The organism is Williamsia soli (assembly GCF_017377795.1).
Lineage (GTDB): Bacteria > Actinomycetota > Actinomycetes > Mycobacteriales > Mycobacteriaceae > Williamsia > Williamsia soli.
This window is the reverse complement of the sequence record NZ_JAFRDR010000004.1, coordinates 80012-105068: the sequence shown is the minus strand read 5'-3', so window position 1 is coordinate 105068 and position 25057 is coordinate 80012. Positions and strand designations below refer to the sequence as shown.

Sequence of the window (25057 nt, the reverse complement as noted above, 5' to 3'; positions counted from 1 at the left end):
CAGGGCCCACTCGGCGGCTGTTTGGGCACGCTGGGCAGCATCTTTGGCACGCTCAACGGCAGTATCGGCCCGCTCGACGGAAGGCCACCTAGGGCGGTGAGCAGAGCGAACTCGCCCCGCCCGCGTGCGGCCCGCGTGCTCTGGACGATGGAGCGAGGGAGCGCAGCGACTGAGTCGACTGAGGAAGAGCACGCGATGAAGGGCCGCACGCCCGCGCAGCGAAGCGGAGCGAAAAAACACAGCTGGCGACCCGACTACGAAACCAAGCCCGGCGGACCAAGAACCGCTAGACCCTGACACCCTTACCGATGGCAACGACCCCGCCACTGCTGATGGCAAATCGCTCGCGGTCGCGTTCTTCGTCGACACCGATGATCTGGCCGGGCGAGATCACGACGTTCTTGTCGAGGATCGCTTTGCGCACCACAGCGCCCTTGCCGATCCTGACGCCGGGCATGAGGACGCTGCCCTCGACGGTGGCGCCTTCTTCGATCATCACGTTCGAGGAGAGCACGGAGTTGCGGACGGTGGCTGCGGAGACGATGCTCCCCGAGCCGACCATGGACTCCTGCGCTAGGCCACCCTTGACGAACTTCGCCGGTGCCACCAGGTAGTCGGCGGACCCGTGGATCGGCCAGCGGCGGTTGTAGAGGTTGAAGATCGGGTGCACCGACACCAGGTCCATATGGGCGTCGTAGAAGGCGTCGAGGGTTCCGACGTCTCGCCAGTACCCGCGGTCACGGTCGGTGGCGCCGGGGACCTGATTGTCTTTGAAGTCGTAGACGAACGCCTCGTTGCGCTCGACGAAGGCCGGGATGATGTCGCCGCCCATGTCGTGGTCGGAGTCGGGATTGTCGGCGTCTGCCTTGATCGCGGCCACCAGGGCGTCTGCGGTGAACACGTAGTTGCCCATCGATGCGAACGTCGCGTTCGGGTCGTCCGGGGTGCCCGGCGGATCGGCGGGTTTCTCGAGGAACTGGGTGATGCGGCCGCTGTCGTCGGAGTCGATACAACCGAAGGCGGTGGCCTCCTCCCGTGGAACCCGGATACCCGCAACCGTGCACTCGGCACCGGAGGCGATGTGCGCCTCGACCATCTGCTCCGGATCCATCCGGTAGACGTGATCGGCGCCGAAGACGACGATGTACTCGGGCTCTTCGTCGTAAACGAGGTTCAAAGACTGGAAGATCGCGTCGGCGCTACCGGTGTACCAGCGTGGGCCCAGTCGCTGCTGCGCGGGGACGGGGGTGATGTACTCGCCGTTGAAACCGGACGGCCGCCACGTCTGCGAGATGTGCCTGTCGAGTGAGTGCGACTTGTATTGGGTGAGCACACACAGGCGGGAGTACCCGGCGTTGACCAGGTTGCTCAGCACAAAGTCGATCAGCCGGTATCCACCACCGAATGGAACTGCAGGTTTGGCACGGTCCATCGTCAAGGGAAAAAGTCGCTTTCCCTCGCCGCCGGCGAGGACTATCCCGAGCACGTGGCGCTGTGAAATCACCCCTTAAACCTATCCGGCATCCGACGCCGCGGCCATAGGACCGGCCGATCCGTCGAAATCGCTTGTCACGTCGGGACAATTCTCCACGATTGTGTCGAGGCAATTTTCCCGCGCACTTGGCGCCGAAGCCACCGGACCATTAGCGTTTGGAGTATGCGCGTGGCAATGATGACCAGGGAATACCCGCCAGAGGTGTACGGCGGAGCCGGCGTACACGTCACCGAATTGGTCGCTCACCTGCGCCGGCTCGCCACGGTCGACGTGCATTGCATGGGCGCTCCACGCGAGGACGCACACGTCTATGGCGTGGACCCGGAACTCGTCGGCGCCAACCCCGCGATCACCACGCTGTCGGCGGATCTGCGGATGGCCGTTGCGGCCGAGGGCGCCCAGGTGGCCCATTCGCACACCTGGTACACCGGGCTGGCCGGACATCTCGCCGGACAGCTGCACGGTATTCCCCATGTGTTGACCGCACATTCACTCGAGCCCCGCAGGCCGTGGAAGGCAGAGCAGCTCGGCGGCGGATACCGGGTGTCGAGCTGGGTGGAGAAGAACGCCGTCGAGTACGCCGACGCGGTGATCGCCGTCAGCTCGGGCATGCGAATCGACGTCTGCGACGCCTACCCCCGGCTGGACCCCGACAAGGTCCACGTGGTTCGCAACGGTATAGACACCGTGAAGTGGCAGCCCTCCAGCGCGCCCGACGAGGCGACGTCGGTGTTGCGTGAGATCGGCGTCGACCCCGATCGGCCGATCGCGGTGTTCGTCGGCCGGATCACGCGTCAGAAGGGGGTTCGCCACCTCGTCGCCGCGGCCCATCACATGGATCCCGATCTACAGCTCGTGCTGTGTGCCGGAGCCCCGGACACCCCCGAGATCGGGGCCGAGATCGCGGACGCCGTCGACAGACTCTCGAAAGCCCGCAACGGCGTCTTCTGGGTACGCGAGATGCTCCCTCTCGAAAAGATCCGCGAGATACTTTCAGCAGCAGACGTTTTCGTATGTCCGTCGATCTACGAACCGCTCGGCATCGTCAATCTCGAGGCGATGGCCTGCGGCACTGCGGTCGTCGCCTCGGACGTGGGCGGCATACCCGAGGTGGTCCGCGACGAGGTCACCGGACTACTGGTGCACTACGACGAAGACAGGACAGACGACTTCGAACACGACCTCGCGGCAGCGGTCAACCGGGTCATCGCCGACCCCACCCTGGCCACCGCGATGGGCGTCGCCGGGCGAGAACGTGCGATCGCTGAGTTCTCGTGGGATTCGATTGCCGAACAGACCATGAAGATCTACGAGTCGGTCACCGAATCAGCTTGATACACCGCGGCCGTCACGGATACCGTGACCGTCATCGGGTCGGCGTACCCGGTCAGCTGCGAGGTCACATGGTGTTCGGTCAGGTGGAATGCCGACGGGCCCATCAGCACCACGTCGACAACCTGGCTGTGGGACAACGTGATCGGATACTCCAACAACGATCTTTCGGTACGGGTGAAGTAGCCGGCCATACTGTTGCCGATCCGTACGGACTTTTCCTTGTCCACCCCGATCATCCCGACACTCCCGACGACCTCGGTCAGGTGCCGCGGCGTGGGCGAGACCACGACCAGTCGCCCGCCGGGCGCGAGCACACGGGCGAACTCGGCCACGTTACGCGGTGAGAAGATCGACAACGCAACATCGATCACGCCGTCGGCGATCGGAAATGGTTGCCAGCCGTCGGCGACGACCGCGCCGATCCGGCCGTCGAGTCGACTGATCTGCCTGGCGGCCAGCTTGGAAAGGTCCACACCCACCCCGCGCCCGCCGCAATGACGGACCGCCGCAGCGAGGTAATGCCCGGTGCCGGCACCCATGTCGAGGATGGCGGAGTCGTCCGCACACTCCTCGTTGACCGCGCGCATGATGGGGTCGAAGAAGCCGCCATCGAGGAAACGTGTTCGGGCGGCGAGCATTTCGGTGGTATCCGAACGAAAATTGTTGCCGGCGCCGCCCAGCAGGGTGACGTACCCCTGCCTGGCCAGGTCGAAGCTATGCCCCTGGCCACACCAGAGCGTGCGATCGGCACGCTCGAACGGGGCCCGGCACACCGGACAACACAACAGATCGACCACTGCGGAAAGCACGGTCGATCGTCTCCTTCTGGTTGATCTGACCCCGCTACGAAGCGGTGGTCACCCCACGCAATTCCTCACCCAGTGCAGCTGCCTCATCGGCCGTCAGCTCGACTACCAGTCGGCCGCCGCCCTCGATAGGTATGCGCACGACGATTCCTCGCCCTTCCTTGGCTGCTTCAAGGGGACCGTCCCCGGTCCGTGGCTTCATCGCCGCCATCTCTGCTCCCTTCAGATTCGCTGCCGCAGTCGGCGTCGAAGTCTGATCTTATTAGGTTGGTGCCATCAATCGTTGGACACCGCGCGGTTCACGTTGCTTGGATTCCGATTCCATACTACGGACCCGGCTCAGGTTATTCTGCCCCTTGCGCTGGGCTTTCGATCTCATCCCGCGCCTGCAGGTCGTGCAGGGCGTTCCGCAATTCGTCGATCTCTCGTGCCAACTTCTCCAGCGCCCAGTCCACCTCGCCGGCCTTGTAACCCCGGGTCACCTGTGCAAAACGTAGTCCCCGAACGTCATCGCCGGTGATGCCCGCCCGTGGCAACCGCGTCAGCGTTGTCCCTTTTTCCAGCGGTGGCAGATCCTCTGAACGTCCGAAAACCCGCCAGACCACCGCGAACACGACCCCGATCACCGCCACCATGATCACCAGGTACAGAAGTAGTGTCAGCACTTCACCACTATCCCACGGTGGGCGCTTGCCCGCGTCAGCTCCTTGCCACGACCTCGGCGTCCTCGAAGGTCATCTCGATCTTCCCCACAGAGGACGTCATCAGTGCGCGGCGAGAGAGTTCGAACGTCCGCAGCTCATCGGCGATCGGGTGCGAGCCCAACTGCAGCTGCGCACCGCCGAGTCGGGTGCGCGTGTCTGCGGTGTTGTTCAGCACCCATGGCGTCTCGCGGGTGACCCCGTCGAGGTGCGAATACGCCCGCAGCACCGCCGAGGCGGGCGAATCGGGCACCTTGACACCCGGCCGCACGGTCAACGCAGCGATCATCTGACCGCCCTCGGTGACCACCCCACGTTTGGTCCGGCTCTGGTGATCGACGTCGAACTCGGCAAGCGTCTTGGGAAAGCCCCAGATCCCGCGCCCAGCCGCGAGCGTGAACTCACCGTCGACCGGCAGTCGGTGCACCAGTGCCCGGGCCTGTCCGCCGGCGAGATCCTTCAGGTTGCGCACCATCGACTGCCCGGGCCGTTCCCGGTCGGCGACCAGCACGCAGACGCCGAACTCGTTGTACGGGCCCAGATCACCGTCCACGTAGTCGACGAAGACGAGCATGCACATCGCGCGGCCCGGCCTGATGCGCAGGACTTCCAGGCCGGTGTGGGCGATGGCGGACTGGACAGCGCCCGCCGACGCCGTGAACCCGGCCACGAAGCAACTCGCCTGCCGGATTCGGACCGGCATCTCGATCGCCGTGCCCAGCACGTCGTGAGCGGTCATGATGCCGCCACCTCATCCGAGACCTGTCCGTCCGGCACGGCCACCACACCGCGCAGTCCTTCCGCGCCGAACAGCGGCTCGAGCATCGAACTGAAATCCGGTCCGCGACGCAACATCTGACCACCGTCGACGTTGATCACCTGTCCCGTGATCCAGGTGGACTCCTCGCCGAGCAGGAACAGCGCCAGGCCCGCGATGTCCTCGACCTCTCCGACTCTTTGCAGCGGCGTGCTGACGCGGTAGTCCTCGCTCAGCGCGGGATCCTGGGTGATCATCCCGACGAGTTCGGTGCGGGTCAGCCCCGGTCGGATGCCATTGACACGAACATTGCTCGCGCCCAGCTCATCTGCAGCCAAGGCCACCAGATGGTCGACCCCGGACTTGGTGACACCGTATGCGCCGAACCACCGGTGGGTGTTGCTGGCTGCGATGGACGAGATGGCGACGATTGCGCCGCCTCCACCGCGAACGAGCTCTCGCGCACCGTGTTTGATCGTGAACATGGTGCCGTTGAGATTGAGGTCCACGGTCCGCTTCCAGGCCTCGGTGTCCATCTGGGTGATCGGTCCGATCGTTTCACTGCCGCCCGCACAGGCGACGATGCCGTCGAGCCGGCCGGTACGCGCGGTGGCCACCGCAACCGCGTTCGCAACCTGGTCCTCGTCGGTGATGTCGGCGGAATGTCCCAGCACCGACGACCCGCCGGCTGCGGCGTTGAGCTTTTCCGCGACCGCACCCAGTCGCTCGGCATTGCGCCCCAGGATGGTGACCTGGGCACCACGTTCGGCGAGCAGCGCCGCGATCCCCTCGCCGATCCCGCTGCCACCTCCGGTGACCAGAACTGATTTCCCCGACATCGAACCCGACATTGACAACTCCCGTAGTTAGAACATGTTCTAGTTTCTACGATAGCGTGCCGGATCCATGGACGAGCCGGATATACGAAGACGAGCCGCCTATCGGCGGCTCGTCGTCGTGAAAGCGGATCGGGTGGAGCTAGGAGGCGCGGCGACTACGCTCCGCGACCGCGGGCCGCAGTGTGTTCATCGCCGGCCGATCGGTGAGGTAGACGTCGGTGGTCTTCGGGGAGAAGGTGCCGTCCGGCTGGATCTTGAACTGGGTCAGTCCGACGCCCGAGTCCTCGATGCCGCACCTGCCCATCAGGGTTCCGACGATCTGCCTGCTCATCACACCGAGCTCCACCAGGGGACGGTTGCGGTGCGTCCGCACCCCCAGGTTGACCTGGCCGATACCGGCCATGCCGTAACGGTCGTAGGTGTCGACCAGCAGGCCGATCTCCACCCCGTACCCGGGAGCGAACGGCACTGCGCACAGCAGCTCGCGTGTTCCCGCGTATTCGCCCCCCAGCGGCTGGAGTACCGCGGTGAGTTCGGGTTTGAACGAGGCCAGCAGCGGTCGGGCGACGAGTTCGGTGACCCGGCCTCCCCCGTTGGCGTCCTCGACCTGCCCGGTGCGTAGCGGCCGCCGGTAGAAGCCTTTCACCAGCTGGATCTCCTCGTTGATGAGAAGTGGGCCGAGGAGTTTGGGCACGAACATCGGATCCGGATCGATCAGGTCGGAGTCGACGAACGCGATCAGGTCGCCGGTGGTGGCGGCGAGCGAGCGCCAGAGCACCTCGCCCTTCCCTCGCACGGGCTCTACCTCGGGAACGGCTTCCTCGCGGGTGATGACCTGAGCGCCCGCAGCGAGTGCGCGTTCCGCTGTGGCATCGGTGGAGCCCGAGTCGAGCACGATCAGCTCGTCGACGAGGGTGCCGAGGAGCGGGCGGATCGACGCGATGACGTCGGCCACGGTCTCTTCTTCGTTGAGTGCGGGCAACACCACCGAGACGGTGCGGCCGTTCTTCGCCGCGACGAGCTCGTCGACGGTCCAATCGGGACGATCCCAGCTGTGATCGGCCGCCCACACGGAGTGAGGCGAGCTCCGGCCTTTCAGTCTGCTGTCGGGTGCGGACGCAATCGGCGTCCAGGCACGGTCGGACTTTCCAGTGACTTGCTTCCCAGCGGTCATGCCAAACCCCTTACTGTTCGGGTGGGTGGTCTGGTTCCGTTCACAGCGGCAACCATATCGACCACCCTTCGAGTGGCGGCAACCTCGTGTACGCGAAACACGCGAGCCCCGGCCGAGGCGGCAAGTGCGGTCGCGGCGAGAGTTCCCTCCAGCCGATCTTCCAGGCCTACACCCAGAGTCTCCCCTACAAAATCCTTGTTGCTGAGCGCCATCAGCACTGGCCAACCGGTATTAACCAGAACGTTCACGTGGCGTAACAAAGCGAGCCCGTGATGAGTGTTCTTCCCGAAATCGTGGGTGGGGTCGATCACGATCGAATCTTGTCTGACGCCACTGGCCAACGCATGATCGGCAGCACGGGTGAGTTCACTGTGCACATCCGCGACCACATCCGGATACCGCACGCGGTGCGGCCGGGTGCGTGGGACGGCCCCACCGGTGTGGGAGCAGACGATGCCCGCCGACATCTCGGCGGCCACGGCCACCAATTCGGGATCGGCACCCGACCAGGTGTCGTTGATCAGGTCGGCGCCGGCCGCGACGGTCGCGCGGGCCACCTCGGCGCGCCAGGTGTCGATGCTGATGATCAGATCGGGGTGCCTGCCCCGGATCCACTCGATCATCGGCAACACACGGCGCGTCTCCTCGGCGGCGTCGACATCCGCACCGGGCCCTGCCTTCACCCCACCGATGTCGACGACGTCCGCGCCTTCGGCCACCACCTGGTCGACCCGTGACTTCGCCGCGTCGTCGGTGAAGCTTGATCCGCGATCGTAAAACGAGTCCGGGGTGCGATTGACGATGGCCATGACGAGGGCGCGGTCGGTGGCGACGGGACGGCCACACAGGGTCGGCGAGACGGACGGCCCGGCCGGGCTGCGCTGGGGCAGCGTCATGTGAGCCGGCCCCTAGCCGCGCGGAACCTTCGCCGCGGCGACATCTTGCGGATAGTCGTCGTAGAACTCGACATATCCGTCGTCGCTGCCTTTGAGGACGTAGAGCTTGTCGTCCCCGACGTCGGCGAAACCCTCGTCGCGCAATTCCACCTTGCGGTTCTTGAACGTCGAGGTCTGTTCGAGTTCGGAGACCACGCGAACGAACAGCGGCACCGCGTATGCCGGCAGGGAGTCGTAGAGATGCTTGCCGAGCGCTTTCGGGTCCAGTTCCTGACCGTCGCGAAGGGTCACCGCAGCCATTCCGGCCTTCCCGTCGGTATCGGGCACCTCGACGCCGTAGACGACGCAGTGATCTATCGCGTCGACGCCGCCGAGTTCGGCCTCCACTTCGGTGGTGGCGACATTCTCGCCCTTCCACCGGAACGTGTCCCCGAGCCGATCGACGAACGCGATGTGGTGCATCCCGAGATCCCGGACCAGATCGCCCGAGTTGAACCAACGGTCCCCGGACTTGAACGCGTCTTTGATGATCTTCTTGTCCGAGGCCTCTTCGTCGGTGTACCCGTCGAATGGGACGCGATCGGAGATCTCTGAGATCAGCAGTCCGGAGCCACCTTTCGGTACTGCCGTCAGTCTGCCTTCTGCGTTGCGCTCGGGATCACCGGTCTCGGCGTCGTATTCGACGATCTTGAACGGAAGCGGGCAGAACCCCGCCGTCTTGGTGAGGTTGAAGACGTTGATGAAGGCGAGATTCAGTTCGGAGGCCCCATAGAACTCGACCACCCGCTCGATGCCGAAACGCTTGGTGAAGTCGTCCCAGATCTCCGATCGCATCCCGTTGCCGACGATGATGTTCACACCGTGACTGCGGTCGGTGGATTTCTCCGGCTGTGCCATGAGGTACCGGCACAACTCCCCGATGTAGCAGAACGCGGTGGCCCGGTTGAGGATGATGTCGTCCCAGAACTTCGAGGCAGAGAACGACTTGCCGATGGCCAGGCACGCCCCCGAGGCGAGCACCGACGACAGGGCAACCGTCAGCGCATTGTTGTGGTATAGCGGCAGGGCGGAGTACATGGTGTCGCTGTGCCGCAACCGCACACCCATCCCGCCGATGCCGTCCATACTCGTCATCCACCGGTAGTGCGACATGATGCTGGCCTTGGGCATTCCGGTGGTACCCGAAGTGAAGATGTAGAACGCCTTCGTGGACGCCGGAAGACCAGCGGTGACGGATGGATTCTCTTCACTCAGCCCCTCGGACGCGTCGTCGAGTTCCGCGAAATCGACCGTGACGTCGGGAGCTTCGGCCCTGTCGATGGAGTCGAGGGCTTCCTTGGCATCCGGATCCACCACGAGCACGGTTGCGTCGAGGATGCCGAGGCTGTGGCTCAGCACGTGGCCGCGCTGGTTGTAATTGAGCATGCCGGCGATCGCGCCGAGTTTGACCGCGGCGAGCATGACGAGCAGCGTCTGTGGTTTGTTCTTGGCGAGCACTCCGACGACGTCACCGACACCGACCCCGTTCTTGCCGAAGAACGCGGCGTAACGATTGACCTGCCGATTGGCCTCGCCGTAGGTGATCGACTTGCCCTCGAAGCGGATGAACGGACGTTCGGGGTGCTTGGCGACGAGCCCGTCGAAGACCGAGCCGATCGTGGCCTCGGCTTTGGGGCGACGCAGGATCAGTCCGGGCGCGTGCCGGATGACCCCCGGAAGGTCGGGAACCATGCCCAGGGCGCCTTTGGCGACATCGAGTAGTCCAACACTGTTCCGGGTTTCGTTCGCCACGTAAGCTCCGATGCTTGTGAGTTGTGCCACGGTTGAATTTAGTCGAACCCCGCCCCGGTCAACCTCGCCCCGTCGCGGTCGCGTAGAAGAGGTTACCGACATTCACAGATAAATACCGCAGCCTGCCAGCGCATCGGGCACCGTGCGCGTCACGAGCAACCGGTCGAGCGCCGATCGCGACACGAAGCCGGTTCCTGCGAGAGTGTCCAACCACTGCAGCAGTGGTTCGTAGTGCCCGTCCGGGTCGAGCAGCACCACCGGTTTGTCATGCATGCCCAGATACCCGGCCGTCCACGTCTCAAACAGCTCTTCCAGGGTGCCGATCCCTCCGGGAAGGGTGATGAAGGCGTCCGCGCGGTCATCCATCTGCTGTTTACGCTCCCGCATGGTGTCGGTGACCACCAGCTCGTCCGCGTCGACGTCGGCGACTTCCCTGTGTACCAGCGCTTTCGGAATGATTCCGACCGTCTGACCACCAGCGTTCCGGGTCGCGACCGCGATGGCACCCATCATCGAGACATTGCCCCCACCGGAGACCAGGGAGTGGCCCGCGGCCCCGATGGCGGTGCCGAGTTCGGTGGCCAACGCCAGGTGACGGTCCGCGACAGGGCCGGACGCGCAATAGACACAGATGGCGCTCATCGGAGGTCCTCCCCGCCCTGCCGCTGGCGCGACTCACCGATGATCGCGACTGCATCGGCGACCGAATCGGTCACCTGCAGCAGCTCGACGTCGGCGGGCGAGACGAAGCCTTGCTCGACGAGAGTGCCGCGCACCCAGTCCAGCAGGGGGCCCCAGAACTCCGTGCCGAGCAGGACGATCGGGAACTGGGTGACTTTTCGGGTCTGCACCAGGGTCAACGCCTCGAACAATTCGTCGAGGGTGCCGAAACCTCCCGGGAGGCAGACGAAGGCCTGCGCGTACTTCACGAACATCGTCTTGCGGACGAAGAAGTATCGGAAATTGATTCCGAGATCAACCCACTGGTTCAAGTTCTGCTCGAAGGGCAACTCGATGCCCAAACCGATGGAGTAACCGCCGGCCTCGCAGGCCCCGCGGTTGACCGCCTCCATCAGCCCTGGACCGCCGCCGGTCATCACCGGATACCCGGCGTCGGCGAGCGCACCGCCGAGTTCACGGCCGAGGTCGTAATACGGGGTGTCTGGGGCGATGCGCGCCGATCCGAAGACGGTCACCGCTCCGGAGACCGTGGCCAGGTTGTCGAAGCCCTCGACGAACTCGGACTGGATGCGCAGCACCCGCCAGGGATCGCGGTCGGAGTCAGCCGACCGCAGCAGCCGCTGATCGGTGGTCTGCGTCGGAGTGGTCTGGTCTTCGCGGATCCGGGCTGCGCCGCGGTAGCTGAGCCTGGTGTCGCGGTCGGGTTGGGGCATGGCCACGACGCTAGCTCAGCAGATATCGCCGCAGGATGTCGGTCACCTCGGTGATCTGCGCGGTGGGTACCCGCTCGTCGCGCTTGTGCGCGAGGTTGGGGTCGCCCGGGCCGAGATTGACCGCCGGGATGCCGAGGGCCGAGAACCTGGAGACGTCCGTCCAGCCGAACTTCGCCCGGAACTTTCCGCCGGCCGCGGCGACGAGCGCGGCTGCCGCCGGGTCGGACAATCCGGGCAGCGCCCCTCCTGCCGCGTCGGTGATCTCGAAGGTGACCGCGCCCGAATCGATTGCAGCGGCGAACACCTCGCGCACGTGCTCGGTGGCCTGCTCGACGGAGCGATCCGGGGCGAACCGGAAGTTCACGTCGACGCTCGCGGCGTCGGGTACGACGTTGCCGGCCACGCCACCGTCGATGCGCACCGCCGAAAGCCCCTCGCGGTATTCGCAGCCGTCGATGTCCACGCGCCGAGGACTGTAGTCGGCCAAGGTCTGCAGCACCGATCCGAGCTTGTGGATCGCGTTGTCGCCCTTCCACGACCGCGCCGAGTGTGACCGCACTCCGGACGCGGTCAATCGTGCCCGCAGTGTCCCCTGGCACCCGGCCTCGATCTGGCCTGCGGTGGGTTCACCGAGGATCGCGACATCGGCGCGCAACCACTCCGGCAACTCTCGCTCGATGAAGCCGAGACCGTTGTAGCGGGCAGCGATCTCCTCACAGTCGTAGAAGATCAACGTCAGATCACACCCGGGGTCGTCGAGGGTGGCGGCCAGGTGCAGGAACACCGCGTCGCCGGACTTCATGTCCACCGTCCCGCAACCGTGCAGCACATCGCCCTCGGCACTGTCGCGCTCTCGCCGGCTCGGTACGTTGTCGGCGATGGGCACCGTGTCGAGGTGCCCGGCGAGCATCACCCGCCGGCTCTTCCCGAAGTTGGTGCGGGCCAACACCCGATTGCCGTGGCGCACGACCTCGAACCCGGTGGTCTGCTCGCGGAGCGCGGCTTCGACGGCATCGGCGATGAGGGATTCGTCATGGCTCTCGCTGGCGATGTCGACGAGCGCGGCGGTCAGCTCGATCGGGTCGGAGTGCAGGTCCAATGCGGGAATGCTCACGGTGTTCACCGTAGCGTCCGAAGCACCGCAGTCGTCAGCCTTGCCCAGACATCTGGCGCGCAAGCACTTCCGTCCCGGGACCGGTGGTGTCTGTCAATGCGCAACCGCGCAGGATCAGCATCAGAGATGCGGCCGGGCCCTCGACCACCGGAACCCAAGCCCGAGAGCAACGTCTTACCCCGGACACCGGCCCTGAACTGGCCGGGTCAATACAACTAGCCAGACGTCAGAACTGTCCGAATTGTTCATGCCGGTGAGCCGGCGGCGGCGATAGCGTCGACACCATGACATCAACGACACCCAACCTCAACGCCCTGTCGATCGTCGTCGACGACATGGCCGAGTCGCTGGCGTTCTATCGCGCCTGCGGTCTGGATTTTCCCGAGGATGCCGGCGCCCCACATGCGGAAGCCGTTGCAGCCGGAGGGTTCCGGATCCTGCTCGACACCGCCGCGAGCGTCGCGACCTTCGATCCGGACTGGCGTCCCGCGACGGGTGGCCAGCGGATCTCGCTCGCCTTCGAGTGCTCTGCTCCCGCCGAGGTCGACGCGCGCTACGAGGTGGTGACCGCAGCCGGGTACGCCGGACACCTCGCACCGTTCGATGCGGTGTGGGGTCAGCGATACGCCACGGTCACCGATCCGAACGGCAACACCGTCGACTTTTACGCCGCGCTCCCCTGACCTCCCGAAAATGAGTTGTTCTGGCGAGTAAAAGCCCAGGTCAGCTTCGCCAGAACAACCCATCATCGGGGGCGGGAGGAATGAAATCCGCGGGTGAGCGGCCGGTCACGGACCGGAAGTCGCGGAACATGTGGGCGTAATCGGCGTATCCGCAGTTGTATGCCGTGTCGACGGCCGAACAACCCGTCCGCAGACCGGTCATCGCCGCGTTCACCCGGAGGATTCGCTGCAGCATCTTCGCGCCGTAGCCGTAGTGATGCCGCGACCAGCGCTGCAGTTGCCGCGGACTGGCACTGATCTGATCGGCGACGCCCGCCACCTGGTGGCCCGCCGACAGCAGGGAAGTCGCCGGATGGAGCCATCGCGGGGGTGGATTCCGGTCGAGTTGCGCGGCCGCGAAGCGCTCTAGGACATCTCCCGGGTCTCCGGCGGCGGCCTCCTCGGACAGGCGACGGGCCTGCGACGCCCCCGCAATGTCGGCGAAGTCGACGCGGCCGTTGACCATCGCGTCGGCCGGGGCACCGAGCACCGACGCTGCGACGCCGGGATCGAACCGCAACGCCACCATCTCGCCAGAGCCCGCCGCGCTGACCGGGGCCGTGTCGGGCCCGGCGACCAGCAGCCCGTTACCTGTCCAGATCAGATCCATGCAGCCGTCGGGCAAGATCTCGACAGGAACGACCGGCCCCTGGCGACGCCAGACGGTCGCCGGGACCAGCGTCGAGCGCTGCTCGGAGTAACCCACGCGCTCCATTGTCCTCGGTCAGATCGCCCCGCGTAAACTCCTGACCCGTGACCAACGCATCTGGAGCCTCCGCCATCGGCATCGCCACCATCACCGACTCGGGCGCAGTGCTCGACACCTGGTACCCCTCCCCCGAATTGACCGAGGCGGGCGAATCCGGCACCACCGAACTCGACGCTGCCGGTACCCCCGCAGAACTGTCGTCGCTGGTGGGCACCGATTCGGCCCGCGGCGTCCGGACCGTGGCCGTGCGCACCTCGATCGTGCTGGCCGATGCCCCCGCCGACGCCCATGACGCCTACCTGCGACTGCACCTGCTCTCCCACCGACTCGTCATCCCGCACGGCGCGAACATGGACGGCGTGTTCGGCAAGCTGTCCAACGTGGTCTGGACGAACTTCGGCCCGTGCGCGGTCGACGGCTTCGAGGTGACCCGCGCGAAGCTCAAGAGCCGCGGTGCGGTGACCGTCTACGGCATCGACAAGTTCCCCCGGATGGTGGATTACGTTGTGCCGAGCGGGGTCCGGATCGCCGACGCCGGTCGCGTCCGCCTCGGCGCACATCTCGCCGACGGCACCACCGTCATGCACGAGGGTTTCGTGAACTTCAACGCGGGCACACTGGGCCAGTCGATGATCGAGGGACGCATCTCGGCAGGTGTCATCGTCGGAGACGGTTCCGACGTCGGCGGCGGCGCATCGACGATGGGGACGTTGTCCGGCGGCGGCAAGGAAATCATCTCCCTCGGGAAGCGATGCCTGCTCGGCGCCAACTCCGGCTGCGGCATCGCGCTCGGCGACGACTGCGTCATCGAGGCCGGACTCTACGTCACCGCCGGTACCAAGGTCACCGGTCCGGATGGCACTGTCGTCAAGGCTCGCGACCTCTCCGGCAAGAGCAACATCCTGTTCCGGCGCAACAGCACCACCGGCGCGGTTGAGGTCGTGCCGTGGAAGGGCGACGGCATCGAGCTGAACGCAGCGCTGCACGCCAACTGAAGCAGGCGGTTTCTCCACTGCTCCACCCGAATTTGCGCCGCCCACCGGTTGTTACCGGTGGGCGGCGCGAATTCGGGTGGGGGGGCGCCCGATCAGTCCCCGCCTCCGCCGCAGCCCGAGCCACATGAGGACGAGCTGCACGACGAACCCGAGCTGCAGGAGTTACCCGAACTGCAGCTGTTGTTGTCGCCGTGATGGTGGCCAGAATCCCAGGTGTTACCGGACGAACCGCTCCAGTACCCACCCGTGCCACCGGAATCATCCCGGTATCGATCGGCCACCCTGGACGAATGCGACCCCACGACCGCGATCAGGGCAATCACCGCCCCGCCCACCACACACGCCAGCACCACCACGAGAACTGTCATTGCCTCACCCTCCTATCCGCCGCTGCTTCCACAACCGCCACCACCACCGGAGGACCCTCCCCCGCAACTGCTTCCGCACGAACTCCCGCAGGAGGCACCGCCGCCACCCTCGCCGCCACCGCCGCTGCCGTCTCCGACCCAGCCGCCCGGACGACGTCGGCGGGCGGTGTCCGACCCGGAGCCGCCGTAGAACGCCCTCGTCGAAAAGAGCACCGCTGCGCTCACCAGTCCGACGATCACAATCACCGCAATGGTCATGACAATCCCTCCTTCTCGTTCTCTCGTGGTCGCGAAACAGCTAGATGCCAAGTGTTCGAACCGATCCCGATGATCAACACGCGCCTACCGCGATAACGCACCCACGCAGTCCGCCTGGCGCCGGCGTATACCCTTTCGACGCGTAGCCAGTCCCGCGTCACGCCGTCGAGGTCGGAGCGCGTTCCGAGCCACCGAGTGAACGCCGCGACATCATCGTGCGCGCATCCGCTGACCGCGACCTGCCGTCCGTACTCGACGAACCGGCGCCGCCACTGAGGCAGCGTGCGGAGTTGCGGTCCTGCCCGCAGGGCCGCCGATGCGCGTTTTCCGATGAGGATGTCACTGGTCAGGGCAGACCCCACCGGATCGAACCCGGCCGGCACCCTTCCGGCCAGCAGTTCCGTGACCACCGCGTGCTGCCGTGCCGCGAGGGCTGCCCGGGCGTCGTCACGTGCTGGGTTCGAGGTCACGCGATTCCTCCTGCCCGCGCGAGGTTGCCGCACCGATGATCTGGTCGATGACCTCCAGGTCGGCGGCCACCGCGGCCGAGGTGACGTCGCTGTCACGCTCGAGCATGATCCCGGGCAGTGGCAGACCACCCTCGCGGCAGTGCGCGACAAACGCCGTGAGCATCGACCCGACATCGTCGATCATCGGATCTCCGTGGGTATCGATGTACATCCCCTCCCGGAAGCGCCCACCGGCCGTATGGACGTACGCCGCGTGTGCCAACGGGAATCGGCACAGATCGGCCACGGGGTCTGAACCTCGGGCGACTGCACTGGCGTAGAGGTTGGCCACATCGAGAACGAGCCGCACACCGGTGCGGCGGACGATCTCGGTCAGGTAGTCAGGTTCATCGAACTCGTCTTCCGGCCAGCCGATCAGCGCCGCGACGTTCTCGAGGGCCAACGGCACCCCCAGCACATCTTGAGCGCGGGAGATGTTGTCGCACAGGACATCCAATGCCTGGCCCGTCCGCGGCGGCGGCAGCAGGTGGCCGGCCTCGAGCACGTCCCCGTGCATGACATCCGGGGACTCGGCGGCCCGGACGAAGGCGATGTGCTCGCTCACCAGCGGCGATTCCAGCTCGCGCGCGAGTCTCGCGAGATGTGTCAGCCGTTCCGGGTCTGGTAGGTCCGCTCCGGCGAGACCCAGTCCCACCCCGTGCGGGATCACCACCACGCCCCGCGTCCGCAGTTCTTCGACCCCGCTGGGCAACCGGCCAGGAGTCATGTTCTCGGCAACGACCTCGGTGAAGGTCAGCGATCCGGCGTCGGCAAGCCCGACAAGCATCTCCGAGATGGCCGGGCGCCACGCGATGGTCGAACCCGAGACTTGTGCCCTCATGTGCGCGTCCTTTCACTCGCTCACGAGTGGACGACGTTGGCCACATTCGAATCCGTTGTCCGAGTTACAGATTCGTAGTCAGTTCTGCTTCTTGTCCACAGTTTCACCGAAACTTCGAAGTAAAGGGTAACGGACTGGTCTCAGATTGGACACAGCTACGACGACGCAGGTCAGGAGGCCAGACGGCTCGCTGCCTCAGCGATTCTCTCATCGGTGGCGGTCAACGCCATCCGGACGTGCCGCGCTCCGCGGGGTCCGTAGAAGTCGCCGGGTGCGGCGAGGATTCCGCGCTCGGAGAGCCACGCGACGGTGTCGCGACACGGCTCGTCGCGAGTGGCCCACAGATACAGTCCGGCAGCGGATTCATCGATCCTGAACCCGGCGCCGGTCACCGCGTTTCTCAGGGTCTCGCGGCGCATCCGGTAGCGTTCCCGCTGCTCGGCTGCATGCCCGTCGTCGCCGAGTGCCGCCGCCATCGCAGCCTGGATCGGGAACGGAACGATCATCCCGGCGTGCTTGCGTACGGCCAGGAGCTCGCCGATGAGCGTGGGATCACCGGCAAGGAACCCGGCACGATAGCTCGCGAGGTTGGACGTCTTCGACAGCGAATGCACCGCGAGCAGACCGGTGTTGTCTCCGTCGGCCACCCGCGGGTCGAGGATCGAGACGGGCTCGTCATCCCAGGCCAGGCCCAGGTAACACTCGTCGGACACCACCACCGTGCCGCGTTCGCGCGCCCAGGAGACGACTTTGCGCAGATGCTCGACAGGCAGCACCTTGCCGGTCGGATTCGACGGTGAATTGAGATAGATCATCGCCGGCGTCGCGGGGCCCAGCTGGGTCAGCGAGTCGGCCCGGACGGCCTCCGCACCCGCGAGCAGAGCACCGACCTCGTACGTCGGGTAGGCGACCTCCGGTATGACCACCTGATCACCCGCGCCGAGCCCCAGGGTCGACGGCAACCCGGCAATCGCCTCTTTGGTGCCGATCACGGGGAGCACCATAGAGAGGTCCAGACCATCGATGCCGTGCCTGCGCTTCAACGCATCGATCGCGGCCCTGCGCACCTCCGCGGTGCCGATGGTCGTCGGATAGCCGGGAAAACCGGATGCTGCTGCCAGCGCATCGCGTATCAGCGGATCGACCGGGTCCACCGGGGTACCGACCGACAGGTCCACGATCCCGCCGGGGTGTGCGGCCGCGCGCTCCTTGGCACCGAGCAACGTGTCCCAGGGAAAGTCCGGGAGTCGCCTCGACACCGGCGCCCGGCCACGCAGCACAGACATCGGCGTCGTCAGTCCTCGGTGTTCATCGGGGGCAGGGCCTTGACGAACGGCGAGTCGTAGTCGACCTTGCCCAGCTTGCTGGCGCCACCGGGAGATCCCAAGTCGTCGAAGAAATCGACATTCGCGTTGTAATAACCTGCCCACTCGTCGGGCACATCATCTTCATAGAAGATGGCCTCGACCGGACACACCGGCTCGCAGGCACCGCAGTCGACACATTCGTCGGGGTGGATGTACAACATCCGACCACCCTCATAGATGCAGTCGACAGGGCACTCCTCGACGCAGGCCTTGTCCAGGACATCAACGCAAGGTTCAGCGATGATATAGGTCACCGGCCACCCTCCTCACAATCACAGTTCACTCACGCGTGGGCTGCACGCGCTCGAAAGCGGGCATGCCTTGTGGATTGAAGGTCGCCCAGCCTGCCCGCTTGTTGCCTCCCAGTATCCGCGTACTGCATTCCAAGTCAAAACCCGGGTCACCCTGTCGCGCGGACGCCTCCCCAGGTCAACGCAATCGATTCCGCCAGCAGACGTCTGACCACTGCTTTCAAATCAGACAGGTCTTAAACCTGTGCGAGACGCCTCAGCGACGGCAGTATCTGTCCCGTGACTGTGCGACCGACCCCCCTGTGGAACCGAATGTGTTGTTGCTGACCTCGGGCAACCAACACCACTCGATTCATCAGGAGCATCCTCACATGACCTCAACCCTTTCGCGGCCCGCGTCCGTCAGCGCGCCGACACAGCACCTGTCCAGCCGCACCCCGTCGCCCACCCATCACCTGCCGACGCGCCTGCGTCCCGCGGACCTGCTGCGGCTGACCGATCAGGGTGCATCGGACGTCCTCGACGGTCGTCACGACGATGTACTACCCAAGTACTGGGACCGGGAGAAGCGCTGGGCCACCCGCCTCCACTACGACGACGACGTCGACGTGTGGCTGATCAGCTGGACCCCAGACGAGTCCACCGACCTGCACGATCACGCCGGTTCCCTCGGCGCCCTCACCGTGCTGTCAGGTGCTCTGACCGAGTATCGCTGGACCGGGAGCCAGCTACGTGCCCGTACCCTCGACGAAGGAGATCAGGCGTCGTTCCCGCTGGGCTGGGTCCATGACGTCGTCCGTAGCCCGAGTCGGGTCGTGACGAGCGAGCCGACCCTGAGCGTCCACGCCTACTCGCCGCCGCTGACCGCAATGTCCTACTACGAAGTCACCGACAGCCAATCGCTACGACGCACGAAGACAGTGCTCACCGACGGAGGGTCTGCGTGAGCGCACGACCCAAGAGCATCGACGAAGTGCTCCTCGAAGCGCGTGCCGGTCTCGACCGGCTCGCGGCTGAGGATCTTCCATCTGCACTGGCGAATGGCGGTGTCCTCGTGGATATTCGACCCGCTGCCCAGCGCGCCGAGGAGGGCGAACACCCTGGTGCGCTGGTGATCGAGCGCAACGTCCTGGAGTGGCGGGCCGATCCGACCTCCGATGCCAGGATTCCCGAGGCCGTGGACCACGACGTGGCCTGGATCATCCTGTGCTCGCAGGGTTACACCTCGAGCCTGGCCGCTGCCGCGCTGCAGAATCTCGGACTGCACCGCGCCACCGACGTGATCGGCGGCTACGAGGCACTTGTCCAGGCAGGTCTGGTCTGACGTGACCGCTGAGCGGTGATCCGCTCAGCGGATGTTCTTCACCGCGTTGTCCGCGGCGCGGCGCAGTGCGCCGGTCTCCCCGATGTAGTCGGCGGCCGCTCCGACGATCGGTAACGCGCCGAGCAGTCGCCAAGGCTGACGTGAGGACGGTCGCCGGGCCAGTTCGGAGAGGATCGCGCGCGACTTGCCGATCCCGTTCCAGGCCCCACGGGCGAGGTCCGCGGACGAATGCTCATCTTCCTGCGTAGCAGGTTTGCTGAGCACGGCTTTCGAGTCGAGGTTTCGGTTGAGGAGCACGCGCGCGAGCAGGTCCACGTGCCGATGGCGATCGTCGACTCCGTAGGCGCGGGCAACGGCGCACAGCAGTACGGCCTGCTGCGCGAAGCCGATGACGGTCTGCAGCGGAAGCCGGTCGGCGATGACCCCGAAAACACCCGGGTACGCCACTGCCAGGGTGCTGATCGGGCCGACCCGCTTGATCCACCAGTCCCGACGCTCCTCTGCGGTCCACCCCGCCCACTTCGCGGTTCCGGGCAGACCGGCGCTGTCGGACGCCCAGATCAGCGAATCATCAATGGCACCGATGACTTTGGTGACAAGCGCCTCGGACGACATCGCCTGGTTCGCCTGCTGTTCCACGGTCCCGAAGGTGCGCCGTTTGATACCCAGCGGGTCGAGATGCTCGACCGCGGAGAGCGCCGGGTCGATCACACCGGTGAGGGTGTACAGCAGTGTGGCGACGTCGCGGTCGGCCAGGGCCCGAACGGGGGGCAGCAGCATCAGCCGGCCTCTGTCGTCGACGTGAGTGGTGCGGCCGGTTCTGCGTTCTCGTGCCACGGCGCCCCGGTCGGGTTGACGTCCACGGCCAATCCGGTGTTGGGATCTGCCAGCGCATGCACGTGCGCACTGATCCGGTGATCGATCCAGGGCTCACCGGTCAGCACGTATCTCGGTTGCGCCGCAACACGTTCGGTCAGCACGTAGCCGGTACCCGCCGTGATCTGCGCCAGCGCGTCGAGGTTGGGCCACGGCCTCTCGGGATTGACGTGGTCCGGTGTCAGTGGTGACACGCCGCCCCAGTCATCCACTCCGGCACTGACCAGCGACGCACATTCTTCAGGCGACACGAGATTCGGCGGGGCCTGGATCCGGATGTGCGGCCCCAGTACGAGTCGGGCCACCGCGACTGCGGCGAGGAACTCGTCGAACTCCGCGTCGGCGACCCCACGCATCGCGGTGTCGGGCTTCGCCCGGAAGTTCTGCACGATGACCTCTTGTAGATGTCCGAACTCCTTGTGCACCTTCGCCATCTCGAACAGCGAGTCAGCCCGCTCCGCCCGGTTCTCCCCGATCCCCACCAGGATTCCGGTCGTGAACGGCACCGAGTTCTTGCCCGCGTCGATGAGCACCTGTTTGCGGACCTCGGGGTCCTTGTCCGGACTTCCGTAATGGGCATTGCCCTTGTCGGTGAACAACCTGCGGGCGGTGGTCTCGAGCATCATCCCCATCGACGGGGCAACGGGTTTGAGCCAAGCCAGCTCATCACTGGTCATCACACCTGGGTTGAGGTGGGGCAGCAGCCCCGTCTCTTCGAGCACACGGATCGAGGCGGCGCGGACATAGTCGAGAGTCGATGTGTACCCGTGGTCGTCGAGCCACGCCCGCGCCTCCGGCCAACGATCCTCCGGACGATCGCCCAGCGTGAAAAGCGCCTCTTTGCAGCCCATCTCGGCGCCGCGGCGCGCAATGTCGAGCACCTCGTCCATCTCCAGGTACATCCCTCGGCCCGCCCGGGCTAGCTTGCCGGGGACGGTGACGAAGGTGCAGTAATGGCAGCGGTCGCGGCACAGTGTGGTCAGCGGGATGAACACCTTGCGCGAGTAACTGATCTGTCCTTCGCGCCCCTCGGCCTCGAGTCCGGCATCGCGGACCCGGCCCGCATAGGTGCACAGCGCGGCGAGATCGTCCCCCCTCACACCGAGCAGGACGGTGGCCTCGTCGAGGTCGATCGATTCGCCGGCGCGCACCCGGTCGAGCGCGCGCGCCACCTCTGCGGGTTCGGGCGGTTCATCGGACGGGTTCACGGCCCCGGGCATGGCCGGATCGGGCAGCAGCGTCGTCTCGGAGGTCACCATCAGATAATGCTCCCTGGTCGCCGGTTCATTCCCCGCCACCCGTGGTCGGGTGCACCGGCGCCGTCTCCGGCGCAGGCAGCACTCCCGCATAACCCGCGAACATCGGTGCCGCGATGCCCAGGGCCAGCAGCAGGAACGAGCGCCAGTCCTGCGGGATCACCGCATCGCCGCCGGGACCGCCCGCAGCCGAGACGAAGAAGGCCACCGCGAACGCGACCAGCGCTCCGAACTTCGCAGGTCCCGCGGTCAGGGTCGCACTGAACCACAGCAACACGTAGTTCGCGAGACCCGCCGCCAGCGCGCTGATCGGGAAGGCCACCGAACCGATGGACAGTTGCAGGAACGCGACGCCGAGGATGCCGACGAGAAGACCATCGATCCACAGGAACCCGAGAAGGATCTTGCGCATCACCTCGCCCTGCATCACAACCCTCCGAAAAGGTCGGTTTCCCGCCCTACCGGGCCGAGCGGACCGGGGTCGCCGGCCACCAGAATGTAGTGTTCTTCCGCGAAGATGGGCTGAATGATGTTGTTCGACAGCGCGTATTCGGTGCCCGACGGTGCCACCGTGACCTGCGTGGCGTGCGCCGCCAGGGCCCGGACCTTGCGGTCGTAGACCTCTCGGACGTCGATGGCGGTGGTGATCTCGCCGTCGCGATGGCTGGGCAGTTCGCCGATCGCCGGCATCCGCCAGCCGGCAGGGACGCGGGTCTGTGCAGAAGCCAGACCGTCGGACAGCGCCGACTCCTCGGTGACCGTCCAGTAGTGCTTGGACACCGCCCACGGGTCGTCGGCGGCGGCGGCGATGTCGATCGCCTCGGCACAGATCGCGTGCACCTGGATGTGGTCCGGATGCCCGTAGCTGCCGACCGGGTCGTAGCCGACCAACACCTGTGGGCGCAGTTCGACGATCAACTCCGCGAGAACCTGCGCGGGCGCCCGAGATCCTGCGCCGATGAACGCGCGCGGATGGTCGTTCGACGGTGCGCCGGCCATGCCCGAATCGCGCCACCGGCCGGCACCGCCGAGATAATGCGGTCCGAGCGGTTTCGCCGGATCAGGGCTGAGCGCCACCAGCGCCTCGGTCAGTTCGCCGATCCGGTAGCCACCGAGCTGATCGGCGCCTCCGTCGGCCACGAGGCCGCCCCATCGCGCCCCGATGACCTCACCTTCTTCTCCGAGGGTGCAGGTGACCACGGTGACCTCGGCGCCGGCGGCCAGATACTTCGCGATGGTGCCGCCGGTGGTGATGGTCTCGTCGTCGGGATGGGCATGGACGAGCAGCAAACGGTTCATCGTCTCGATTCGCTTTCAGTTACCGGTCTGCTGCTGCCAGGCCGCGGATCCACCGAAGATACCGGTCTGCACCGGGCCGGTCACCGCGGCTCCGGTGACCAGTGGCGAGACCGCGGTCGTCAAGACGTCCTGGTAGACGGGCAGGTAGACCGACCGGTCGTCGAGCAGGCGCTGCGCCGTCCGCAGGTTGTCCGTGGGGTCGTCCTCGGAGATCGCGCGGGTCGCGAGATTCTCCAGTGCGGGGTCGCACAGTCCGGAGACGTTGCTCGTGTATCGCGGCTCACTGCGCTCGGAATCAGGAGCTTCTGAGCCGGATGGCGACGGGGTCGTCTCCGACTTGGGCGCACCGGTCTGCGGTGTCTCGGTCGTGGGAGTCTCGGTCGTAGGGGTTGGGGAGACGCTCGGTGTCCCGGATACCCCGGGCACTTCGGTGCTCAGGCATTCGGTGTTCGAGGCGAGCGCCGTGGCCGGGGACTCTCCCGCCCGACTCCAGCCGACGACGAGGTCGACCCGGCGGCCGGTGAGCGCGGAGCTGTACAACTCCGCGGTCGACAGCGTCAGGGCCTCGGCCCGGATGCCGGACCTTCGCAGCTGATCGACGATGTTCGCTGCAGCTGCCCCGGTCCGCGGGTCACCGGTCACCGACGCCACCCGGACGATCAGTGCGTCGCCGCCACTTTCCTCGACCTCCTGCGCGCCCGCGGGAAGAGGAGGCAGACTGCTGTTCTCCGATCCGGCCGTGCCCTCTTCGCCTGACGCAGGCGCCTCGTTCGTGGTTGTGGTGGTCGCTGCGCCCGGAGTGCTCTGCGCGGGGGTGGGAGCGGGCTCCACCGGACCCCGCTGGTATCCCGCCGACGTCAGCCATTGCTCGATCTGTTCAGGCGTCACAGTGGGTCGGGGCACCGGGTAGTAACCCGGATCGGACGGCGCGTACACCGAGTTCTCGGCGGGCAACACCTCGGTGTCGTCGGCCCCTGCGAAGGTGACGAGCCGGGTGTCGATCGACGCCAGGACTGCGCGCCGGAGATCGAAGTTCGACATCGACTCGGTCCGAGTGTTGACCGTGACACCGAGCGTGCGCGATTGCGGGACGTTCCCTGTCTGCACGCCGCCGATGCTTCCGAGGTTGGCGGCGAGGGCGGGTCCGCCGCTGACCGCGGCCACCCTGGTGTCGCCCGAACGCATCGAGTCGGCGAGCTGACTGGTGGTACCGGCGCGTCGTAAGGTCATCCGGTCGAGCAGCGCCGGGGTGAGCCAGAACCTGTCGTTGCGGATGAGCCGAACCTCGTCTCGGCTGTGATCGATGCCGCTGATGGTGAACGGACCACCCGAGGCCGGGAAGCCGCTGTCCATGCCGGATTGGAAACCGCCGGGTGCGCCTTTGAGGACGTGCGAGGGCAGCAGATCATTGAACAGTTCGCGCCACGCCGGGTAGGGCGCAGCGAACGTGGCCGTGACCTCTTTACCTCCTGCGCCACTGCGGACGTCGGTGATGAGGCGATAGCCGGCCGGAGCCGTCACATTGGGTTGGCGGCCCATCTGCTGCCAGAGGTAGATGAAGTCTTCCGCGGTGATCGGCAGGCCGTCCGACCACTGCGCATCTTCGTGGATGCGATAGGTGACGGTGAACGGCGCCGTGCTGGATACGTCTGCGCTGGTCAGCAGCGCACTGTCCATCGTCCACACCACGCGACCGCCCTCGTTCACGGGCCGGAACGAACTGGGCAAGGTCATCGCGGCGACCGCTGTGGTCACCGCGGACTGATCCGCGGCGAGATGCGGGTTGAACCCGATACCAATCGAGTCGGTCGCCACGTAGAGGACCTGCCCGGACGGTTCGGCAGGTTCAGGCGGCACCGAATTGGTCTGCTGCACGGGGGGCGGCGGATCCGCGACGCAGCCGGTGACGACGAGCAGGCATGACAACGTCAGCGCGAAAATCCATCGTTTGCCCAATTGCCCGCTTTCCCCTGTCCTACC

Annotated in this window: 28 protein-coding genes and 1 pseudogene; 5 read left to right on the top strand and 24 right to left on the bottom strand. The window is 66.1% G+C overall.

Going from position 1 to position 25057, the window contains the following annotated elements; all coding sequences use genetic code 11:
- Nucleotides 1-286: 286 nt before the first annotated feature.
- Complete coding sequence (gene glgC / locus J3S28_RS12465) at nucleotides 287-1504, bottom strand: glucose-1-phosphate adenylyltransferase (protein ID WP_207841024.1); 1218 nt, start codon at nucleotides 1502-1504, stop codon at nucleotides 287-289.
- 153 nt (nucleotides 1505-1657) lie between these two features.
- Between glgC and glgA the strand changes: the two genes are divergently transcribed.
- Complete coding sequence (gene glgA / locus J3S28_RS12460; protein WP_207841023.1) at nucleotides 1658-2830, top strand: glycogen synthase; 1173 nt, start codon at nucleotides 1658-1660, stop codon at nucleotides 2828-2830.
- Here glgA and J3S28_RS12455 read toward each other — a convergent pair.
- The 11 genes from J3S28_RS12455 to dapE all read right to left on the bottom strand — a co-directional run bounded on the left by J3S28_RS12455 (nucleotide 2803) and on the right by dapE (nucleotide 12296).
- On the bottom strand, nucleotides 2803-3639 hold the full coding sequence (locus J3S28_RS12455) for a putative RNA methyltransferase (protein WP_207841022.1): 837 nt from the start codon (nucleotides 3637-3639) through the stop codon (nucleotides 2803-2805). The two genes, glgA and J3S28_RS12455, sit on opposite strands and share 28 nt — an antisense overlap.
- A 34-nt stretch (nucleotides 3640-3673) precedes the next feature.
- Nucleotides 3674-3847: a DUF3117 domain-containing protein gene (locus J3S28_RS12450; RefSeq protein ID WP_084835037.1), complete on the bottom strand. Its 174-nt coding sequence runs from the start codon at nucleotides 3845-3847 to the stop codon at nucleotides 3674-3676.
- Nucleotides 3848-3980: 133 nt separating this feature from the next.
- Nucleotides 3981-4301 (bottom strand): DivIVA domain-containing protein, encoded by a 321-nt coding sequence (locus tag J3S28_RS12445; protein ID WP_084892161.1) that lies wholly within the window; start codon nucleotides 4299-4301, stop codon nucleotides 3981-3983.
- 34 nt (nucleotides 4302-4335) lie between these two features.
- Nucleotides 4336-5076 (bottom strand): acetoacetate decarboxylase family protein, encoded by a 741-nt coding sequence (locus J3S28_RS12440; protein ID WP_207841021.1) that lies wholly within the window; start codon nucleotides 5074-5076, stop codon nucleotides 4336-4338.
- The gene (locus J3S28_RS12435) at nucleotides 5073-5933 is read right to left on the bottom strand and encodes an SDR family oxidoreductase (RefSeq protein WP_237341486.1); all 861 of its coding nucleotides are present in this window, start codon (nucleotides 5931-5933) and stop codon (nucleotides 5073-5075) included. The genes J3S28_RS12440 and J3S28_RS12435 overlap by 4 nt, the downstream gene beginning before the upstream one ends.
- Before the next feature lie 139 nt (nucleotides 5934-6072).
- Entirely contained in the window at nucleotides 6073-7107 is a 1035-nt protein-coding gene (locus tag J3S28_RS12430; protein WP_207841019.1) for a glucosyl-3-phosphoglycerate synthase, read from the bottom strand.
- Nucleotides 7104-8003, bottom strand: a complete 900-nt coding sequence (folP, locus tag J3S28_RS12425) for a dihydropteroate synthase (protein ID WP_207841018.1) — start codon at nucleotides 8001-8003, stop codon at nucleotides 7104-7106. Before folP ends, J3S28_RS12430 begins: the two co-directional genes overlap by 4 nt.
- Nucleotides 8004-8015: 12 nt before the next feature.
- Nucleotides 8016-9794, bottom strand: coding sequence for a long-chain-acyl-CoA synthetase (locus tag J3S28_RS12420; protein WP_307797076.1), 1779 nt, complete (start codon nucleotides 9792-9794; stop codon nucleotides 8016-8018).
- A 102-nt stretch (nucleotides 9795-9896) separates the two neighbouring features.
- On the bottom strand, nucleotides 9897-10436 hold the full coding sequence (locus J3S28_RS12415) for an LOG family protein (RefSeq protein WP_207841014.1): 540 nt from the start codon (nucleotides 10434-10436) through the stop codon (nucleotides 9897-9899).
- The gene (locus tag J3S28_RS12410) at nucleotides 10433-11188 is read right to left on the bottom strand and encodes an LOG family protein (protein WP_207841012.1); all 756 of its coding nucleotides are present in this window, start codon (nucleotides 11186-11188) and stop codon (nucleotides 10433-10435) included. Before J3S28_RS12410 ends, J3S28_RS12415 begins: the two co-directional genes overlap by 4 nt.
- Before the next feature lie 10 nt (nucleotides 11189-11198).
- The gene (gene dapE / locus J3S28_RS12405) at nucleotides 11199-12296 is read right to left on the bottom strand and encodes a succinyl-diaminopimelate desuccinylase (RefSeq protein WP_207841391.1); all 1098 of its coding nucleotides are present in this window, start codon (nucleotides 12294-12296) and stop codon (nucleotides 11199-11201) included.
- A gap of 290 nt (nucleotides 12297-12586) precedes the next feature.
- Here dapE and J3S28_RS12400 point away from each other — a divergent pair, with 290 nt between their 5' ends.
- Nucleotides 12587-12985, top strand: a complete 399-nt coding sequence (locus J3S28_RS12400; protein ID WP_207841010.1) for a VOC family protein — start codon at nucleotides 12587-12589, stop codon at nucleotides 12983-12985.
- A gap of 40 nt (nucleotides 12986-13025) precedes the next feature.
- Here the strand turns inward: J3S28_RS12400 and J3S28_RS12395 are convergent, their stop codons facing one another.
- The gene (locus J3S28_RS12395) at nucleotides 13026-13730 is read right to left on the bottom strand and encodes a helix-turn-helix domain-containing protein (RefSeq protein WP_207841008.1); all 705 of its coding nucleotides are present in this window, start codon (nucleotides 13728-13730) and stop codon (nucleotides 13026-13028) included.
- A gap of 47 nt (nucleotides 13731-13777) precedes the next feature.
- Between J3S28_RS12395 and dapD the strand changes: the two genes are divergently transcribed.
- Nucleotides 13778-14728, top strand: a complete 951-nt coding sequence (dapD, locus tag J3S28_RS12390) for a 2,3,4,5-tetrahydropyridine-2,6-dicarboxylate N-succinyltransferase (RefSeq protein ID WP_207841006.1) — start codon at nucleotides 13778-13780, stop codon at nucleotides 14726-14728.
- Nucleotides 14729-14820: 92 nt separating this feature from the next.
- On the opposite strand, the gene J3S28_RS12385 is transcribed toward dapD, so the two are convergent.
- From J3S28_RS12385 to fdxA, 6 genes are all read right to left on the bottom strand, one after another.
- A complete protein-coding gene (locus tag J3S28_RS12385) occupies nucleotides 14821-15096 on the bottom strand; it encodes a hypothetical protein (RefSeq protein WP_207841004.1) in 276 nt (91 codons plus the stop codon).
- 12 nt (nucleotides 15097-15108) lie between these two features.
- Nucleotides 15109-15354, bottom strand: coding sequence for a hypothetical protein (locus J3S28_RS12380; protein WP_207841002.1), 246 nt, complete (start codon nucleotides 15352-15354; stop codon nucleotides 15109-15111).
- On the bottom strand, nucleotides 15351-15824 hold the full coding sequence (locus J3S28_RS12375; protein WP_207841000.1) for an SCO6045 C-terminal-like domain-containing protein: 474 nt from the start codon (nucleotides 15822-15824) through the stop codon (nucleotides 15351-15353). The genes J3S28_RS12380 and J3S28_RS12375 overlap by 4 nt, the downstream gene beginning before the upstream one ends.
- Nucleotides 15802-16704: a multinuclear nonheme iron-dependent oxidase gene (locus J3S28_RS12370; RefSeq protein ID WP_207840998.1), complete on the bottom strand. Its 903-nt coding sequence runs from the start codon at nucleotides 16702-16704 to the stop codon at nucleotides 15802-15804. Before J3S28_RS12370 ends, J3S28_RS12375 begins: the two co-directional genes overlap by 23 nt.
- 170 nt (nucleotides 16705-16874) lie before the next feature.
- Nucleotides 16875-17990 (bottom strand): succinyldiaminopimelate transaminase, encoded by a 1116-nt coding sequence (gene dapC / locus J3S28_RS12365; protein ID WP_207840996.1) that lies wholly within the window; start codon nucleotides 17988-17990, stop codon nucleotides 16875-16877.
- A gap of 8 nt (nucleotides 17991-17998) precedes the next feature.
- Entirely contained in the window at nucleotides 17999-18325 is a 327-nt protein-coding gene (fdxA, locus tag J3S28_RS12360) for a ferredoxin (protein ID WP_084892184.1), read from the bottom strand.
- A gap of 368 nt (nucleotides 18326-18693) precedes the next feature.
- Here fdxA and J3S28_RS12355 point away from each other — a divergent pair, with 368 nt between their 5' ends.
- Both J3S28_RS12355 and J3S28_RS12350 read left to right on the top strand, forming a co-directional pair.
- Nucleotides 18694-19269 (top strand): cysteine dioxygenase, encoded by a 576-nt coding sequence (locus J3S28_RS12355; protein WP_207840994.1) that lies wholly within the window; start codon nucleotides 18694-18696, stop codon nucleotides 19267-19269.
- Nucleotides 19266-19646, top strand: a complete 381-nt coding sequence (locus J3S28_RS12350) for a rhodanese-like domain-containing protein (RefSeq protein ID WP_207840992.1) — start codon at nucleotides 19266-19268, stop codon at nucleotides 19644-19646. The genes J3S28_RS12355 and J3S28_RS12350 overlap by 4 nt, the downstream gene beginning before the upstream one ends.
- A gap of 24 nt (nucleotides 19647-19670) precedes the next feature.
- Here J3S28_RS12350 and J3S28_RS12345 read toward each other — a convergent pair whose 3' ends face one another.
- From J3S28_RS12345 to J3S28_RS12325, 5 genes and pseudogenes are all read right to left on the bottom strand, one after another.
- Entirely contained in the window at nucleotides 19671-20426 is a 756-nt protein-coding gene (locus J3S28_RS12345; RefSeq protein ID WP_207840990.1) for a hypothetical protein, read from the bottom strand.
- A 38-nt stretch (nucleotides 20427-20464) separates the two neighbouring features.
- Nucleotides 20465-21781: pseudogene (gene cofG / locus J3S28_RS12340) on the bottom strand (7,8-didemethyl-8-hydroxy-5-deazariboflavin synthase CofG); the annotation flags it as partial.
- A gap of 25 nt (nucleotides 21782-21806) precedes the next feature.
- Nucleotides 21807-22205 (bottom strand): facilitated glucose transporter, encoded by a 399-nt coding sequence (locus J3S28_RS12335; protein WP_207840986.1) that lies wholly within the window; start codon nucleotides 22203-22205, stop codon nucleotides 21807-21809.
- Nucleotides 22205-23077, bottom strand: a complete 873-nt coding sequence (mshB, locus tag J3S28_RS12330) for an N-acetyl-1-D-myo-inositol-2-amino-2-deoxy-alpha-D-glucopyranoside deacetylase (protein WP_207840984.1) — start codon at nucleotides 23075-23077, stop codon at nucleotides 22205-22207. Before mshB ends, J3S28_RS12335 begins: the two co-directional genes overlap by 1 nt.
- Nucleotides 23078-23092: 15 nt before the next feature.
- The gene (locus J3S28_RS12325) at nucleotides 23093-25018 is read right to left on the bottom strand and encodes an ABC transporter family substrate-binding protein (protein ID WP_207841390.1); all 1926 of its coding nucleotides are present in this window, start codon (nucleotides 25016-25018) and stop codon (nucleotides 23093-23095) included.
- Between the last annotated feature and the right edge of the window lie 39 nt (nucleotides 25019-25057).

Coding starts and splice junctions, on each gene's coding strand:
- glgA (WP_207841023.1), top strand. CDS start 1,658: ATGCGCGTGGCAATGATGACCAGGGAATACCCGCCAGAGGTGTACGGC.
- J3S28_RS12450 (WP_084835037.1), bottom strand. CDS start 3,847: ATGGCGGCGATGAAGCCACGGACCGGGGACGGTCCCCTTGAAGCAGCC.
- J3S28_RS12440 (WP_207841021.1), bottom strand. CDS start 5,076: ATGACCGCTCACGACGTGCTGGGCACGGCGATCGAGATGCCGGTCCGA.
- J3S28_RS12435 (WP_237341486.1), bottom strand. CDS start 5,933: ATGTCGGGGAAATCAGTTCTGGTCACCGGAGGTGGCAGCGGGATCGGC.
- J3S28_RS12430 (WP_207841019.1), bottom strand. CDS start 7,107: ATGACCGCTGGGAAGCAAGTCACTGGAAAGTCCGACCGTGCCTGGACG.
- folP (WP_207841018.1), bottom strand. CDS start 8,003: ATGACGCTGCCCCAGCGCAGCCCGGCCGGGCCGTCCGTCTCGCCGACC.
- J3S28_RS12415 (WP_207841014.1), bottom strand. CDS start 10,436: ATGAGCGCCATCTGTGTCTATTGCGCGTCCGGCCCTGTCGCGGACCGT.
- J3S28_RS12410 (WP_207841012.1), bottom strand. CDS start 11,188: ATGCCCCAACCCGACCGCGACACCAGGCTCAGCTACCGCGGCGCAGCC.
- J3S28_RS12400 (WP_207841010.1), top strand. CDS start 12,587: ATGACATCAACGACACCCAACCTCAACGCCCTGTCGATCGTCGTCGAC.
- J3S28_RS12385 (WP_207841004.1), bottom strand. CDS start 15,096: ATGACAGTTCTCGTGGTGGTGCTGGCGTGTGTGGTGGGCGGGGCGGTG.
- J3S28_RS12380 (WP_207841002.1), bottom strand. CDS start 15,354: ATGACCATTGCGGTGATTGTGATCGTCGGACTGGTGAGCGCAGCGGTG.
- J3S28_RS12370 (WP_207840998.1), bottom strand. CDS start 16,704: ATGAGGGCACAAGTCTCGGGTTCGACCATCGCGTGGCGCCCGGCCATC.
- dapC (WP_207840996.1), bottom strand. CDS start 17,990: ATGTCTGTGCTGCGTGGCCGGGCGCCGGTGTCGAGGCGACTCCCGGAC.
- J3S28_RS12355 (WP_207840994.1), top strand. CDS start 18,694: ATGACCTCAACCCTTTCGCGGCCCGCGTCCGTCAGCGCGCCGACACAG.
- J3S28_RS12345 (WP_207840990.1), bottom strand. CDS start 20,426: ATGCTGCTGCCCCCCGTTCGGGCCCTGGCCGACCGCGACGTCGCCACA.
- J3S28_RS12335 (WP_207840986.1), bottom strand. CDS start 22,205: ATGCAGGGCGAGGTGATGCGCAAGATCCTTCTCGGGTTCCTGTGGATC.
- mshB (WP_207840984.1), bottom strand. CDS start 23,077: ATGAACCGTTTGCTGCTCGTCCATGCCCATCCCGACGACGAGACCATC.